The organism is Veillonella tobetsuensis, from assembly GCF_002959935.1.
GTDB classification, from domain to species: domain Bacteria; phylum Bacillota; class Negativicutes; order Veillonellales; family Veillonellaceae; genus Veillonella; species Veillonella tobetsuensis.
This window is the reverse complement of sequence record NZ_PPDF01000013.1, coordinates 27,992-44,220: the sequence shown is the minus strand read 5'-3', so window position 1 is coordinate 44,220 and position 16,229 is coordinate 27,992. Positions and strand designations below refer to the sequence as shown.

Sequence of the window (16,229 nt, the reverse complement as noted above, 5' to 3'; positions counted from 1 at the left end):
AATCATAACCACCCGTAGAACGGGTGGTTTGCTCTGACCCTATAAGGGTCTTTCTCTAGTGGTAGCCCTCTAAAGAGGGCTTTGAATGATCTGACAACCACTCTATTACCACTGGCTGCCCCCTACTCGGGGGCTTTTATTTTGCCTATTTTACCGGCTCACCCGTAAACGGGTCGGTATATTCTTTAAAGTTTAATGTATCTTGTGCTATATCTTCTTGTAATTGATTGCGAATATACTCTTTTATCGCTCCTTCGTATCTTCCCACTGTATCCACATAATATCCTCTACACCAGAAATGTCTATTTCCATACTTATATTTTAAATTTGCGTGTTTATCGAATATCATGAGGCTACTTTTGCTTTTTAAATATCCCATAAAACTTGATACACTTAAATGTGGTGGAATCGTTACTAACATATGAATATGATCCGGACAGCATTCTGCCTCTATAATCTCTACATTTTTTCTATTACATAAATCTCTTAAAATTTTACCTACATCAGCTTTTATCCGACCATAAATTATTTGTCTTCTATACTTTGGTGCAAAAACAATATGATATTTACATCTCCATTTACTATGTGATAAGCTTTTTACGTCATTCATTGACATTGAACCTCCTATGTTGAAATGTTGTGGTTGCCAGACCAACTTCATTTTACCACTAGGAGGTTCTTTCCTTTTCTCTAAGAATTTTTTACCGACCCCCAGTTTAACTGGGGGTTTAGTCATGCCTATTCGGCGTACAAATAAAAACAGGATGTATCAAGAAGATACATCCTGCTTTTAGAGCTTTCACAAGCTCGAGGGGAAGTTATATTATAAAAGAATTATTGGTAAATACGGGACCCGTATACGTCACGTTGGTTTTCTGGTTCGTTGTTAACGCGAACACGTTCAGTTTTATGACGATCATTGTCAGCACCAGCAATGCGATCGATGCGGAAGTGGTTAAGACGGATGTTTTGTAATTCAGGACCGAATTCATCCATTGCACGACGCATGTTGTCATCGATAGGAGCACCATTTTGAAGTGCACGATACAACATAGTTGCGAATTCATAACGAGTCATAGTCGCATCGCCTTTGAATGTGCCATCAGGATAGCCAACAAGGATACCATTACCAGCCAATTGGCTAATGTATTGGTAAGCCCAATGGTTGCGAGGAACATCTGGGAATTCAGCTGTTTTGCTAGGATCGATTGCATGTGGATTCAAGATTTGTAACAAGTTATTATATTTGTTTTCAATATCTTGAAGACGTGCGTTTAATTCAGCAATTTCACGACCCATAGCTACGCGGGAACGAGATTCAGGAGAGCGTTTGCCAAGACGGATGGATACGCCTGCATTTAATTGAGTTTCACCAGTACCGATTGTACCACCAACGGAGAACATTGTATCTTCGTTTGGACGGTAGTAAGCACCTAATGCACCAGCATTTGCATTATGGTAATGACCATAACCAGCTGCTATAGTCCATTTGTCATCTGGGTTGAAATCTAGTGGATGTAATGCAGCTAATGCAGCAGAACCTGCACCTACTTTATTAACACGTTGTTCCACATTGCCTACACGGTTAGTCAAGTTAGTAATATTATTATTAATTGCACCAGGTGTGGAGTTATTAATTTGAGTTTGTAATTCATTGGCTACGGAGTACAATTGGCTACCGTTTACAGCATCTGTAGATGTAGCAGAGATTTGACCTGCCGCTACATTTTTAAGTTGACGTGCACTATTGCTGTCTTTAGCAAAAGATACGGAACCATTAGCAGCAGAACCTACACCAGCAAAGCCAGTATATGTATGGCCTGCTACAGTTGCACTAGTTTCAGCTGTTGCAGCACTTGTAACAGCTTCGTGACCTAAAGCAACGGAGTTAGTATGTGTTGCTTCCGCATGATCACCCATAGCCATGGAGAATTCTGCCTTTGCCATAGAGTCAGAGCCAAATGCATTGGCACGTACTGCAGTTGCTTCTGCACCTGCACCATATGCTTGAGAATGATCTTTTATAGCTTTTGCAGAGGAACCAATTGCAGTGGAGTGGTTATCTAAAGCCCAAGCACTAGAACCGATTGCATTAGATTTATAACCTACAGCACGAGTTTCATAACCTACAGCTACGGCACGGTCTGCACCATCTTGACGAGGTGTATACAAAGCAGTTACCTGTGGATCAGTGATAACGTTTGGATTTGCTACAAATTCACCGGCAATTGCACGAGCACCAATAGCAACTGTGCCAACACGAGTTGCTTCAGCACTATGACCAATAGCAGTAGCATCATTTAATGTTGCTTTAGACTTATTACCAATAACAAGAGCGGTATCACCACTTGCAGTGTTACCAGTACCAATAGCTACGGAACCAGATGCGTAAGTATTATTTACACGAGTTGCAGTGTCTGGTTCATTATCATTAACACGATCACGGAATGTATGATCTGCAGCGGAAACAGTATTATCCATACCAAAAGCAACAGAATCAAAGGTACCAGTAAGTGTATTATTAGTACCAGCTTGAACAGGTGCAGCCGCACTCGCTGGTACCACACTCATACCAAGGGCCGCAAGAGCTGCCAACGCAGCAATGGCAAATTTTTGGGAACGCTTATTTTCTCTCATTTTAACATCCTCTTTTTAATAAAACCAACTTACAATACAAAAACATGCATTATCTTTCAATCATACCCCTCAAAATACAATTTAAAGATATTTTATATTGTTTTGTTGCAAAAGAGTGTATCAAAAAATATAAACATTCACAAGCAACACCATGTTAGGCCACCACTACATTCGATTTTCTCACCTTACCACATCCAGTATTTTCATCATTTCTTCATGTATATAAAATGAAAGAAATCCATTATTCTTCATGTTTTCTTTATTATTAAATTTTACATAAAAGATTACTAGCACTATAAATCATCTTATATTATGCGTATTTTACTACTCAAACTATTCCTATTTTTATAAACTTTTTAACCTGATTATTTTCTATAGAATATATTTTTAACACTCTTCATGAAGAATTATGAAGATTTATAATCTAATTCTTATTCGACTACTTATTTATCCACCCAACTTATTAAACAAAACTGTATATATCTCAACACAAAATAAAAGATGGTGCCATCACAATGAATAGCACCATCTTTTATAATCACGAATTATGTATATAGTAAACTCTATAATTTCTATGGTCAGATGTGGTGAATTTACAATTGTGTGAATACAATATATAATAACTATAAATAAACTTATTTTCGTTCGTACTATACAAGGAGAGAACATTATGGAACAAATGAATCAAAGAGGAAAATACTTGTTATATGCTGGCATTGTGTGTTTAGTGATTGCCATTGTAATCTTATTCATCATTCCAGATCCATCTGCAAATAATGTAGAGGTTATGAAAAAAGCTACTAATGCGATGCAAGCAGCGCAAGAAATTTCCAAAAATAATCAAACTAGCATTCTAATGCATACTATCGGTATGGCCCTATTAGGTTTCGGCATTACTGCATCTGTAGGCGGTTTTATCCTTAAATCTATGAAGAAAAAATAATAACGATTCAATACATAAAAGGTGTTATCACATCCTATATCAAAACAGTACAAACTGTAATTGATTTACGCAGGATATGATAACACCTTTTTAGCATATATGACAAAGAATATCATCGCGCCTTATCTAACCCGTTTTGTTATGAGAAGAGCTAAAATAATCCCTAAAGACGATGTCACCAATTGTGGCCAGCTAGATACAAATAGCATTGTGTTTACAATCTTTGGTGGGAATTGGAACAGTGAAAAGAACAAAGAATAACCACCAAAGAGAACACCTGCTTTTACCAAGGCCGCCACGATAATAAGCAATACCTTCGGTTTATGTTGTAACCAGTGCGCTACGAATACATAGGCTGTCGTGCCAAGGCCCGTAATCAAAATAAACGGTGGCAATGGTAACATACCTTGTAAATGTGCCACTACGGGGGCAATCCAAGCGATAACGAGACCATTTTTCCAACCATAACGCCATGTGGCAAGTACAAAGGTAGCGGACGTAATGGAACCGATGAGGAACATGCTCACCTGATTAGGAATAAATGGGAAAATGAGGCGTAAACTTTGCGCCAATAAGGCTACGGCCAACAATAGGCCTGTGCCCGTAATAGACTTTGTAGACATAAGAATAAACACCTCCATCAGAAAACTGAGATAAGAAATTTACTATCACATCACTATTATATTTATTTTTTTAGATTTGTCGAGATTTATCGAGTTTAATCAAATTTTGCCATTTCAGGATAAAAAGAAGCCACATTGTATCTATTAAGCGACTTGCCCTCTTGAAGTGAGCTATGCCATTTTAAGATAGAAAAAGCCGCCATATGTCTATCCAGCAACTTGCAACGAATGGAGCGCAGAGAGACATATGGCGGCGGAAAGCCTATCCTAAAAGTGGCATTACGAACTGAATCCATGGAATACCTACCACGATAAAGATAGCGAGGTAGATAATTCCAAAGATAGCGCCTAATTTCCAGAATTCAGGACCTTTGTTATAGCCACTAGCAAACCAAATTGGGCTGTGACCAGTACCATATGGTGTAAGGATCCCCATAATACCCATTGGTACTAACAGAATTAACATAACTTGAGCTGGATCAACACCAGGAATTTGAAGAATTAGAGTAGCAAACAAGCCTACCATAGCTGTTACATAAGCAGTACCAGAAGCAAAGAAGTAACGAAGCAAGCAGAATGCTAATAACAAACCAAGAACTGCCATTGTAGGATCCAAAGAAACCAAAGAACCACCAGCAGATTTAGCAAGCCAGTCTAAGAAGCCTACATTTTTAAGGCCAGAAGCCATAGGTACGAGTGTAGCAAACCAAGTCAAAACATTCCATGCTGGTTTGTTAGCAAGGAAGTCTTGCCATGTCATAATCTTAGTGAAAATCATCAAAATAATAACAATCAAAGCTGTTGTTGTAGGGTTTACTTTGAATGTAGAGGCACCAATCCACAACACAAGAGCCAATACAGAAATTAAGGCCATGAAGATTTCACTGCGTGTCATGGAGCCTAGTTTCTTATACTCATCCTTTGCCCAGGCTGCAATTTCAGGAGAACCTTTCACCTCTGGCTTGCAGAATACATAGGTCAACAATGGAGTGATGATGAACAAGATAAGGCCTACTGGCAAGAATGCGAGGAACCATGTGCCCCAGTTCGCCGCTACGATACCAGCTTTAGCAGACAATTCTAGAGCCAATGGGTTTGGCGCTGCACCAGTCAAGAAGATAGAGCTAGACACACATGTAGTTGCCAACGCTACCCAGTTCAAATAGGAACCAATTTTACGAGGATTCTTATCTGGATAGGAGTCAAACATTGGACAAATACTAGATACGATTGGATAAATCGTACCACCAGAACGAGCCGCATTACTTGGAATAAATGGAGCCAACACAAGGTCCGTAATAGCAATGGCATAACCAAGACCTAAGGAAGACTTACCAAGCTTTGCTACGAGGAACAAAGCAATACGGCGGCCAAGGCCAGAGTTTTCATAACCAATACCAATCATGAAAGCGGCAAAGATCAACCATACGATGGCATTAGAGAAACCACTAAGGCCCCAGCTGATAGCTTGCGCATCAGTAATCGCCTTAGCGACACCGGTTGCTTTATCTACCACAGGGGCAGGACCAACCTTAAACAACATAGATACAGTAACTGCAATGATACCGATAAAAGCTGGTGGGATTGGTTCTAAAATCAACCCTACCACGAGGCCAGCGAAAATACTTACATAAATCCAAGAATTTGCGCTAAGACCTTCAGGAGCACCGATGAGCCATACAATAATAGCTACTACAAGCGGTGCGAATAATTTCCAATTCAACTTCATTAGAAACTCTCCTTACTACTTCAAAACAAAAATTGCAAATAAAATACCTATTTAGTATATCAAAAATTTTAATAAGATGATATAAACTTAATCATAATACTTATTAATTGCTAATAAACTTTTAGTAATAAATTTCATCCTACTAGATAATTTTAATTTTATGCAATATAATATATATCTAAAATTGTTAATTCAGCTAATTTTACTGAAAGGATTTAAATGAAACCATTCATACACTATATAAAACCTTTATGGTTTCCTATCATCATCGTATCGGTCCTTTCGTTACTCACTGTAGCAGGCACATTATATATACCAACATTAACGGCAACCATCATCAATGATGGTGTCCTTAAAGGCGACCTAGAGATGATTACCAACTCTAGCATGAACATGCTTGTTGTAGCATTACTAACCGTCCTATCCGCTATTCTAGGCGTTGCTATGAGTGCTCATATTTCAGCATCTGTAGGCAAGGTATTGCGTGACGATCTAGTGAAAGCACTACAATACTTTTCACTCCGCGACTTTACGCACTTTGGTACCGGCACCATATTGATGCGCACAAGCAGGGACGTAGAAAAAATTCAATCTGTTCTCGGGGAAGGTTTAAATATGATCCTCCCTATGCCACTCATGATTTGCGTCGGTCTAGGACTTACCTTCTATAAGAGCTGGCAACTAGGTCTCGTCATCCTTGCTGTTATGGCTTGCATGATACTTACCATTATCTTTATTGAAAGTCGCGCCTTGCCAATTATCAAAGCTATACAATTAAAGCTAGATGATATTACTGATCTGGTCCGAGATCATATCGTAGGTATGCCTGTTATCAGAGCTTTCAACAGGAGAACCTACGAAAACGACAAGGAATTTGTTATTTTTACAGAATCCGCACAACTGAACAAAAAACTGCACCAAACCTTTGCCATCGGTTTACCGACGATACTCATTCTATTTAATATGAGTACCGTAGCTATTCTCTGGTTCGGCGGCTACAATGTCAGTATGGGCTCCCTACAAGTTGGTGATATCATGGCCGTTATCGAATATGCAAACCTCATCCTATTGAGCATGCTCATGGCCATATTCGTAATTATCGACATCCCGGAAGCTATCGTGTGTTACGCTCGTATTCGTGAGTTATTAGAACACGAAAATACCGATACATTCCCTGAACCATATAACAGTAGTATTAAAAATTCAGTTTCTCAATCTACTAAGCATTCTACTAATCAAGCAAGATACCAAAACTCTACGGCAACGACAACCGCAACTGCAACTGCAACTGCAACTGCAACTGCAACTGCAACTGATGATACACCTCTTCTGGAATTCCGCAATGTTACCTTCCGTTACGATAATGCTGAGTCCCCTGCGCTGGAAAATATCTCCTTTAAGGTACATCATGGCGAAACTTTAGCGATTATGGGCGATATCGGTTCTGGTAAAAGCACAATCACCAACCTTATCCCTCGCCTCTTCGCCATCGAGTCTGGAGATATTCTCTTTAAAGGTAAATCCATTTATGAGTGGAATGTAGATGACTTGTGCGCTCATATTGGCTATGTACCACAAAAGGCTTATTTGTTTACCGGAACTATCGATATGAACGTTCGATATGGAGCCGCCTCAGGACAAGTACTGTCAGTGGAAGATGTAGTAAATGCATGCCACTTGGCTAAGGCAGATGAGTTTATCAATCGTCTTGAAGGTGGGTACCAGTATATGGTTTCCCAAGGTGGTACCAATCTATCTGGTGGTCAACGGCAACGCCTTGCTATGGCTAGAGCCTTAGTGCGTAAACCTGATTTATTCATATTCGACGATAGCTTTTCCGCCCTAGACGGCACTACAGAGCGTGCTGTTCGTACAGCACTACAAGAGGAGTTACAAAAGGACAATCGACCAGCCCTCATTTCTGTGGAGCAAAAGGTATGCGCCGCAAAAAAAGCAGACCATATTCTAATCATCAACAGAGGTCAAGTTGCAGGATATGGCACACATAATGAGCTAGCGACTACCTCTACTGTATATCAACAGATTTTAGCATCTCAGGAGGTGACAGCATGAGTCCATTACGTCGCTTCCTAGTCGAATCTAAAAGCCAATGGGGCTGGCTCTCTCTCCTCATCTTAGCACTTATTACTGCAGCTATATTTGAGGTCTCCACTCCAGTGTTACTTGGTAAAGTGGTAGATGCTATTGTTAGTGGATTACAAACAGATCAAGATATCAATACTATCTTTGTCTCTATTGATACAATCATCCTCTGGCTCATTGCCATCTATAGTGGGCATGCCTTATTCACCTACTTTGGGGAATACATGATGGCCTCTATCGGTTCAAAAACAGTACTCGCTTTACGTACACGCATGAGTACTCATTTATACTCATTGCCTATTGAGTACTTTCACGATCACCAGCGAGGTGATTTACTAAGTCGTCTCACCTCTGACTCAGATACTGTAGCAGAAACAATAGGCGAAGGCGTACCAGGCCTTGTATCTGCCATTATCGGCATTATTGGTGCTACTGCTATGATGCTTTGGATTAGCCCTATATTAGGGGCCTCCATTATCGGTATTATACTAGTCGGCATCGTATGTTTAACGTGGCTATCTAAACGAGCGCGCCGCGTGTACCTTAGAAATCAGAATGCCTTAGGCGCTTTCAATAGTGGCATTGAAGAAATCGTTGTAGGAAAACCAATCATTCAAACCTTTGGCCTGGAAGATACTACGACGAATCAAGTACAGGTGCTGAATGAAAATCTATTTAAAAGTATGCGAAGCGCTGCTTTTACCAGTCAGCTCGTAGAACCTCTTGTAAAATTTCTAAATCAATTCACCTATTGCCTCGTCACTATTCAAGGGGGCCTCATGGTGTTGCGTGGGTCCATTTCTATCGGTGATATCCAGGCCTTCTTCCTCTATGTAGGCCAAGTATCGGATCCACTCTCTCGTAGTTCCTACATTATGACAAAATTTCAAGAAACTGCCGCCGCTTTAGGCCGTATTTATGAGGTCATAGATACACCATCTGAAATCGATAATGGAAAACTTGTGTTATCTAATAGTAAATCTGATATCAACACAGATACGATTGGCTCGGATTCCTTTATAATGGCTAATACCCTGAATCCTATAACACATACAGGCACTATCGACTTTGAACATGTTGATTTTGGCTATACCCCATCCAATGTGTTTATGAGGGATATCAACATTCATATTCCTGGTGGATCCATGGTAGCCATTGTAGGCCCTACGGGAGCTGGTAAATCAACCTTGGTGAATCTAATTATGCGCTTTTATGATATTATGAAAGGCCGCATCACCATTGATGGCGTCGATATTCGTGATGTATCTCGTGAAAGCTTACATAATACGGTAGGCATGGTATTGCAAGATGCATGGATTTTCACAGGCACTATTGCTGATAACATCGGCTACGGTAAGCCAAATGCTACTCGTCAGGAAATCGAATATGTAGCAAAGCTGGCCATGGCAGATCATTTTATCCGTACCTTGCCAAATGGTTACGATACAATGCTCAAACAAGGTGGTGATGACCTATCTCAAGGTCAACGCCAATTAATTACCATCGCTCGTGCCTTCTTGGCAGACCCTAGTATTCTCATTCTCGACGAAGCAACAGCTAACGTCGACACGCGCACAGAAGTAGAGGTTCAAAAAGCGATGAACACACTCCTCAAAGGACGTACAAGTATCATTATTGCCCATCGCTTGTCTACAATCAAAAATGCAGACTTCCTACTAGTAGTTGAAAATGGCACCATTGTAGAACAAGGGACACACCAAGAACTTATAGTGCGCGGTAGTCACTATAAAGAACTATACGAAAACTATGTGGCAGGAAGACGAGCCATGACAAGCAGCTTGATAGTACTGATAATTATATTGTTTTCGAAGCTTGTCTAAATCTTTTTCGTTTAGTATACTATTGTTAATCATAAACTGATTAACACTCATTTGTCCGCTTGATTGGACGTTATTGACTGTTAGTTGGTTTATTTTTTGTATTACCATACAATAGAATTATAGGAAAAAAGAACCACTGATAAGCTACATCTTATCAGTGGTTCTATTATTTACACACATATTTAATATGTATCTCTATTGATTATTCACCTTTTGGTACGAACCATAGGCCGTTATTATTTTTTTCCATATAGTCTTTGAATTCTTGAGAGTGGTATGCTGCCACAAGGTCTTTCGCCCATTGTGCATCTTTATTTTTTTCATTAACTACAACTTGCAATAACCATTGTGGCAATACATCTTCGTTTGCAAGAGCCGTTTTAGGATCAATTTTTGCATTATAAATGATAGCACCAGTAATAACAATATAATCGAAATCAGTACGCACAGAAGGAATTGTAAGGGATTTCATTTCTGTAAATTTAAGATGTTTAGGATTTTCAATAATATCTGCTTGTGTTACTGTCGCTAAATCTTTATTTGGATCAAGTTTAATCCAACCGATTTTTTGCAATAACGCATAAGCACGAGCCATGTTGGATGCATCATTAGGTACTGCAATTGTGTCGCCATCTGCCACTTGATCTAGAGATGTTTTAGAACCGCTAAAGATTCCTGCTGGCACTGTTGGAATTGGAGTTAAGGCTACAAGATGGCCATTTTGTTTTTCGTTGAAGTTTTTCATATATGCTGTATGTTGTTCAACATTGAAATCTACTTCACCATCACTCAACACTTGGTCTGCTTGTACCAAGTCAGACATATCTACACCTTTAAAGGTATAGCCTTGTTTCTCCAAAATTGGTTTAACACCTTTTTCGAATAATTCAGAGTAAGGTCCTTGCGACTTACTATAGGTTAATTCTTTCTTTGCTCCATTACCACTGTTATTGGAACCACAGCCTGCGATGAAAGCTACGCTAAATACTAATGCCGCACCAAGGGCAAGAAGTTTCTTAAATTTCATGGTATATCCTCCTATACTTTCACAATCAATATATCTAAAATTGGTTTACAAATTAAGAACGACGAGCTCGTCGCGCAAAATAGTTACCAATGGTCTGAATAATTTGTACAAAAACGATAAGAATAACAACAGTAAACAGCATAAGTGGGAAATTTAACCGCTCATACCCATAGGTAAGTGCCAAATCACCAACACCACCTGCACCAATAGCACCAGCCATAGCCGTAGCACCGATGAGTCCTATAGTCCCTGTCGTAACAGACAAAATTAAAGAACCTTTCGCTTCAGGCAATATAAAATGCCAAATAACCTCAAAATGAGAAGCCCCCATTGATTGCGCGGCTTCGATAATGCCTTTACTGACCTCTAAAATAGAATTTTCAAAAAGGCGTGCAAGGTATGGCGCAATAAAGATAACTAGTGGAACTATAGCCGCAGTAGTACCCACGCGTGTACCGACAATCATTTTTGTTAAGGGCAATATAAATACCATCAAGATAATAAATGGTACTGACCGTACCGTATTAACAATTGTATTTGTGATAGTGTAAATAATATTATTTCTAATAATTCCATTTGGGCTTGTTACGACTAATGTAACAGCCATAATGAGGCCCAGTATTGTGCCGAGAAATAGTGAGACAAACACCATAAACAAGGTCTGTTCTGCTGATAGCAATAACTGTGCCCCAGAAACACCTAATTCCTGTGAAAAGAAGTCCATTATATTTCTACCTCCTCCCAATCAACAGCTTGTGACAAAAGGTATTCTTTCACCTTACCCACTTCCAAGTCATTACCTATGAATTGAACTATGAACACGCCCAATACCGTATGTTCTAACTCAGTTACGGTAGCAAATAGCACGCTAGTCTCTAGATCATAGATCTTATTAATATGATGAAGCACATTATCCGTTGTATTACTACCGAGAAAATGCATCTTCAAAATCGTATACTCTCGCTTTTCACAAGCCAATGTATGTTTTACTGTTGTAGGAATTTCATCTGGAATCACGGTTCTTACAAATCGTTTTGTTGTATTATGCTTAGGTTTGCTAAACACTTGCAATACAGAGCCTTCTTCTATAAGATGACCTTTTTCCATAACGGCTACACGGTTACAGATTTTTTGAATTACATCGATTTCATGTGTAACGATGACAATCGTTATACCTAATTCGCGATTCACCCGTTCTAAGAGCTGAAGTATAGATTCAGTTGTATCCGGATCAAGTGCACTTGTCGCTTCATCACATAATAGAATAGATGGATCTGTTGCAAGTGCACGAGCAATACCGACGCGCTGTTTCTGTCCACCAGATAACTCATCTGGGTAGGCATTAGCCTTATCCGATAAGTCAACAAACGCTAAGAGGGACTTAACCTTCTTATCTATCGTTTTCTTGGGAACACCATTTAAAACAAGAGGAATTGCTACATTATCATATACAGATTTAGCATTCAGCAGGTTAAACTGCTGAAAAACCATGCCAATGCGTTTACGGATTTTTCTTAGCTCATTAAAGCTGAGGCTATTAATATTAACGCCATCAATTTCGACATAACCTGTTGTAGGCATTTCAAGAGCATTAATCATCCGTAATAATGTTGATTTTCCAGCACCACTAAAACCAATAATGCCAAAGATATCTCCTTTTTCAATTGTGAAAGTTACATTCTCTAAAGCTGTAACCTTTTGCTTATTATAATTAAACTCTTTGGTTAAATTATGTATAGAGATCACACTATCACCCCTTATTTATTCCCATTAAAAGCAAGGGAATTAACTTCATTTTAAATCATATCTTATAAGTATGTTTTAACTGTAGGTTAAGAATACTACACTTTAAAAACACTGTCAATAAGAAAATCCCCTAATAAGTTTTCCACTTATCAGGGGATTTAAATTCTAGCAACGCGCTATATCCGGGATTATATATTTAATTGTTATCGACATTTATTAAACATATACAAGGAACCTAATATAATAGGCGCCCCAATATATAGTCCCATATCTGGTATTTCTCCTACGAGTATCGCAGCACCTATGGCTGCTACTACTGGGGAGAGATACATAAAATTCGTCACATCAGATACACGTTCCGCATGTTCTAATGCATAGCTCCAGAATACAAAGCCCAATGCGCTGGAGAAGAAGGCCAAATACATAATAGCGGCCCATGTAATTGCAGGTGCAGCAGCAATATTGGCAACGGATTGCGATACAAAGGGCAGGGACATAATAGCGCCGGTAAACATAGACCAAGTCGCTACGGTAATTGGATCATGTCCTTTTAAACTCAATCCGCGATTGACGATGTTATATATCGCAAAAAGCACCATACCCAGCAAGGTCCAAAATGCCCCGACTGGTATATTAATAGATCCATTCCAAAGAATAATGATGGCCACTCCTAGAAATGCGGTAATCGTAAACACCCATCCAATGGGTCTCATATGATCTTTATATACCACCAAAGCCATCAGTGCCGTTGTCATAGGCGTTAGTGCCATGATAATGCTCGATGTAGCTGCAGGAATGGTCATAAGCCCTTGATTAAATACAACTTGATATACAAAATTCCCTGTCATGCCAAGTACTATATATAAGCCCCACTCGCGCCAGCTCGTAGGAATATGTAATCCTCTAGCAACGCCGATTATAAGCATCAACATAGCTCCACCCACAACACGAGCCACAGAGAGAGTTAAGGAATCCACGTGTTGCAATGCTATTTTGCTACATGGAAATGCGGTTGCCCAAACAGCTATGGTCGCTAACGCCCCTAAGACGGCTTTCACCTGATTCGACATAACACTATGCCCCCTTTTTATCATTCAATATAGTTCAATTATACCCTCTTAGAGAATAAAATGTTACACCTCTGAAATCATCTTATCGACGAACCCGATATTATTGAAATCTATTTTCATTATTCTAAAATAATATCAGCGAGTACAACACTTTAGTATACAGGGTAAACAATTACATGTCTGTCGCCATAGATACTGATTTTCCCACATCTATTTTATATACCCCTTAATATAAATAACATCTATAGTTACGAAATTTGCATAGTATATATTGAAAATTTATATCATTTATATATTGTGAGTTTTAGATAAACATTGTACACTAGATATATCAAAATCTATAGTTATATCCATTTATGGAGGTGCAAAATGCAACATACTGCATGGAAAGATTTTAACACAGGTGTGTGGGATAAAGCGATTGACGTACGCGACTTTATCCAAAGAAACTATGTTCCCTATGAAGGGGACGACTCCTTCCTAGTTGGTCCTACAGAACGTACTACAAAATTGTGGGACAAGGTAATGAACCTATACGAAGAAGAACGCGAGAAAGGTGGCATGCTTGATGCCGATACTTCCGTGGCAACACACATCACTGCGCATGCGCCAGGATATATCGACAAAGACCTTGAAACAATCGTTGGTTTACAAACTGATAAACCTCTAAAACGCGCTATGTTCCCTTATGGCGGCCTTCGTACAGCAAAATCCGCTATCGAAGAATATGGCTTTAAAATGGACCCTCAAACAGAGGACTTCTTCAAAAAACATCGTAAAACTCATAACGATGGCGTATTCGATGTATATACACCAGAAATGCGTGCCGCTCGTACAGCACATATCGTAACTGGTTTGCCAGATGCTTATAGCCGTGGTCGTATTATCGGTGACTACCGTCGTATCGCATTATATGGTATCGACTATCTAATCGAAGAGAAAAACCAAGAATTCAACATCACTATGGGTGATATGCTTGAAGATGTAATCCGCGACCGCGAAGAAATTAAAGATCAAATCCGTTCCTTGAAGGAATTAAAAGAAATGGCTGCGTCCTATGGTTACGATATCTCCGAGCCAGCAAAAGACGTTCGCGAAGCTATGCAATGGATTTACTTCGGCTACCTTGGCGCTATTAAAGAGCAAAACGGTGCTGCTATGTCCATCGGCCGTAACTCTACATTCCTAGACATCTATGCTGAACGTGACCTTCGCAACGGTACATACACAGAGGAACAAATCCAAGAGTTCGTAGATCATTTCATCATGAAATTGCGCATGGTTCGCTTCGCACGTATCCACGAATACAACAACTTGTTCACAGGCGATCCTGTATGGACTACTGAATCTATCGGTGGTATGGGTACTGACGGTCGTACATTGGTTTCCAAAATGTCCTTCCGTTACTTACATACATTGACTAACCTTGGTCCTGCTCCAGAACCAAACCTCACTGTATTGTGGTCTCCTCGCATGCCTATCGGCTTCCGTCGTTTCTGTGCGAAATTATCCATCGAAACATCTTCCATCCAATACGAAAATGACGAATTGATGCGTCCTAACTCTGGCGATGACTATGCTATCGCATGTTGCGTATCCCCAATGCGTATTGGTAAGGAAATGCAATTCTTCGGCGCTCGTTCTAACCTAGCCAAATGCTTGCTTTACGCAATCAATGGCGGCGTTGACGAAAAACTTAAGAAACAAATTGGTCCTAAATACCGCCCTATCACGTCTGAGTACTTAGAATTCGACGAAGTATGGGAACGATTTGACGACATGATGGAATGGTTGGCTGGCGTATATGTAAACGCATTGAACATCATTCACTACATGCACGACAAATACGCGTATGAAAAATTAGAAATGGCATTACATGACCGCAAGGTAACTCGTTGGTTTGCAACTGGTATCGCTGGTTTATCCGTAGTAGCTGACTCCTTGTCTGCCATTAGATACGCTAAGGTAAAACCTATTCGCGACGAAAACGGCATCGCTGTTGATTTCGAAATCGAAGGTGAATTCCCTAAATATGGTAACGATGACGATCGTGTAGATAGCTTGGCTTCTATGGTTGTTTCCACATTCATGAACAAAGTGCGTAAACATCCTACATACCGTCAATCCGTTCCTACTATGAGCTTGTTAACAATTACTTCTAACGTAGTATACGGTACTGCAACAGGTTCTACTCCAGATGGCCGTAAAGCTGGTGAAGCTTTCGCTCCTGGCGCAAACCCTATGCATGGTCGTGATTCTCACGGTGCTGTAGCTTCGTTGTCTTCCGTTGCAAAAATGCCATGGCGCGATTGCTCTGACGGTATTTCCAATACCTTCTCCATCGTTCCAGACGCATTAGGTAAATCTGGTGAAACATTTGTAGCCGTAGGCGATTTTGATATTGAGTTAGACCCTTCTCAATTGCCTAACTGCAATACAAACTTCGCATGCAGCGAACCAAATGTTACTATAGAGGAAGAAAAATAATCTTCCATCGTATTGTATGCTTT

Annotated in this window: 12 protein-coding genes; 4 read left to right on the top strand and 8 right to left on the bottom strand. The window is 39.7% G+C overall.

From position 1 onward, the window contains the following. Positions 1-145: 145 nt before the first annotated feature. Both tnpA and VTHSUH11_RS08795 read right to left on the bottom strand, forming a co-directional pair. Positions 146-610 carry an IS200/IS605 family transposase gene (gene tnpA, locus VTHSUH11_RS08800; RefSeq protein ID WP_005375295.1) on the bottom strand — a complete coding sequence of 155 codons (465 nt, stop codon included), beginning with the start codon at positions 608-610 and terminating at the stop codon, positions 146-148. A 224-nt stretch (positions 611-834) separates the two neighbouring features. After that, complete coding sequence (locus VTHSUH11_RS08795; RefSeq protein WP_105093397.1) at positions 835-2,637, bottom strand: S-layer homology domain-containing protein; 1,803 nt, start codon at positions 2,635-2,637, stop codon at positions 835-837. A gap of 670 nt (positions 2,638-3,307) precedes the next feature. Between VTHSUH11_RS08795 and VTHSUH11_RS08790 the strand changes: the two genes are divergently transcribed. Continuing rightward, on the top strand, positions 3,308-3,580 hold the full coding sequence (locus VTHSUH11_RS08790; RefSeq protein WP_059361288.1) for a hypothetical protein: 273 nt from the start codon (positions 3,308-3,310) through the stop codon (positions 3,578-3,580). 122 nt (positions 3,581-3,702) lie between these two features. Here the strand turns inward: VTHSUH11_RS08790 and VTHSUH11_RS08785 are convergent, their stop codons facing one another. Next, positions 3,703-4,203 (bottom strand): ECF transporter S component, encoded by a 501-nt coding sequence (locus VTHSUH11_RS08785; protein WP_105093396.1) that lies wholly within the window; start codon positions 4,201-4,203, stop codon positions 3,703-3,705. Between the two features lie 262 nt (positions 4,204-4,465). Continuing rightward, complete coding sequence (locus VTHSUH11_RS08780; protein ID WP_105093395.1) at positions 4,466-5,932, bottom strand: DASS family sodium-coupled anion symporter; 1,467 nt, start codon at positions 5,930-5,932, stop codon at positions 4,466-4,468. 219 nt (positions 5,933-6,151) lie between these two features. Here VTHSUH11_RS08780 and VTHSUH11_RS08775 point away from each other — a divergent pair, with 219 nt between their 5' ends. Both VTHSUH11_RS08775 and VTHSUH11_RS08770 read left to right on the top strand, forming a co-directional pair. Then, positions 6,152-8,005, top strand: coding sequence for an ABC transporter ATP-binding protein (locus VTHSUH11_RS08775; protein ID WP_105093394.1), 1,854 nt, complete (start codon positions 6,152-6,154; stop codon positions 8,003-8,005). Beyond that, on the top strand, positions 8,002-9,876 hold the full coding sequence (locus VTHSUH11_RS08770) for an ABC transporter ATP-binding protein (protein WP_244900010.1): 1,875 nt from the start codon (positions 8,002-8,004) through the stop codon (positions 9,874-9,876). Before VTHSUH11_RS08775 ends, VTHSUH11_RS08770 begins: the two co-directional genes overlap by 4 nt. A 202-nt stretch (positions 9,877-10,078) precedes the next feature. Here the strand turns inward: VTHSUH11_RS08770 and VTHSUH11_RS08765 are convergent, their stop codons facing one another. The 4 genes from VTHSUH11_RS08765 to VTHSUH11_RS08750 all read right to left on the bottom strand — a co-directional run bounded on the left by VTHSUH11_RS08765 (position 10,079) and on the right by VTHSUH11_RS08750 (position 13,719). Next, positions 10,079-10,903, bottom strand: coding sequence for a MetQ/NlpA family ABC transporter substrate-binding protein (locus VTHSUH11_RS08765; RefSeq protein WP_105093393.1), 825 nt, complete (start codon positions 10,901-10,903; stop codon positions 10,079-10,081). 52 nt (positions 10,904-10,955) lie between these two features. After that, positions 10,956-11,627: a methionine ABC transporter permease gene (locus tag VTHSUH11_RS08760; protein ID WP_059361274.1), complete on the bottom strand. Its 672-nt coding sequence runs from the start codon at positions 11,625-11,627 to the stop codon at positions 10,956-10,958. Then, positions 11,627-12,649, bottom strand: a complete 1,023-nt coding sequence (locus VTHSUH11_RS08755) for a methionine ABC transporter ATP-binding protein (RefSeq protein ID WP_105093392.1) — start codon at positions 12,647-12,649, stop codon at positions 11,627-11,629. The genes VTHSUH11_RS08760 and VTHSUH11_RS08755 overlap by 1 nt, the downstream gene beginning before the upstream one ends. 203 nt (positions 12,650-12,852) lie before the next feature. After that, positions 12,853-13,719: a DMT family transporter gene (locus VTHSUH11_RS08750; RefSeq protein WP_105093391.1), complete on the bottom strand. Its 867-nt coding sequence runs from the start codon at positions 13,717-13,719 to the stop codon at positions 12,853-12,855. A 369-nt stretch (positions 13,720-14,088) separates the two neighbouring features. On the opposite strand from VTHSUH11_RS08750, the gene pflB reads away from it, so the two are divergent. Beyond that, positions 14,089-16,206 (top strand): formate C-acetyltransferase, encoded by a 2,118-nt coding sequence (gene pflB / locus VTHSUH11_RS08745; RefSeq protein ID WP_105093390.1) that lies wholly within the window; start codon positions 14,089-14,091, stop codon positions 16,204-16,206. Positions 16,207-16,229: the final 23 nt, after the last annotated feature.

Bases quoted from the DNA above. Each gene is read 5' to 3' on its own strand.
- tnpA (WP_005375295.1), bottom strand. From the start codon at position 610: ATGAATGACGTAAAAAGCTTATCACATAGTAAATGGAGATGTAAATAT.
- VTHSUH11_RS08795 (WP_105093397.1), bottom strand. From the start codon at position 2,637: ATGAGAGAAAATAAGCGTTCCCAAAAATTTGCCATTGCTGCGTTGGCA.
- VTHSUH11_RS08790 (WP_059361288.1), top strand. From the start codon at position 3,308: ATGGAACAAATGAATCAAAGAGGAAAATACTTGTTATATGCTGGCATT.
- VTHSUH11_RS08785 (WP_105093396.1), bottom strand. From the start codon at position 4,203: ATGTCTACAAAGTCTATTACGGGCACAGGCCTATTGTTGGCCGTAGCC.
- VTHSUH11_RS08780 (WP_105093395.1), bottom strand. From the start codon at position 5,932: ATGAAGTTGAATTGGAAATTATTCGCACCGCTTGTAGTAGCTATTATT.
- VTHSUH11_RS08775 (WP_105093394.1), top strand. From the start codon at position 6,152: ATGAAACCATTCATACACTATATAAAACCTTTATGGTTTCCTATCATC.
- VTHSUH11_RS08770 (WP_244900010.1), top strand. From the start codon at position 8,002: ATGAGTCCATTACGTCGCTTCCTAGTCGAATCTAAAAGCCAATGGGGC.
- VTHSUH11_RS08765 (WP_105093393.1), bottom strand. From the start codon at position 10,903: ATGAAATTTAAGAAACTTCTTGCCCTTGGTGCGGCATTAGTATTTAGC.
- VTHSUH11_RS08760 (WP_059361274.1), bottom strand. From the start codon at position 11,627: ATGGACTTCTTTTCACAGGAATTAGGTGTTTCTGGGGCACAGTTATTG.
- VTHSUH11_RS08750 (WP_105093391.1), bottom strand. From the start codon at position 13,719: ATGTCGAATCAGGTGAAAGCCGTCTTAGGGGCGTTAGCGACCATAGCT.
- pflB (WP_105093390.1), top strand. From the start codon at position 14,089: ATGCAACATACTGCATGGAAAGATTTTAACACAGGTGTGTGGGATAAA.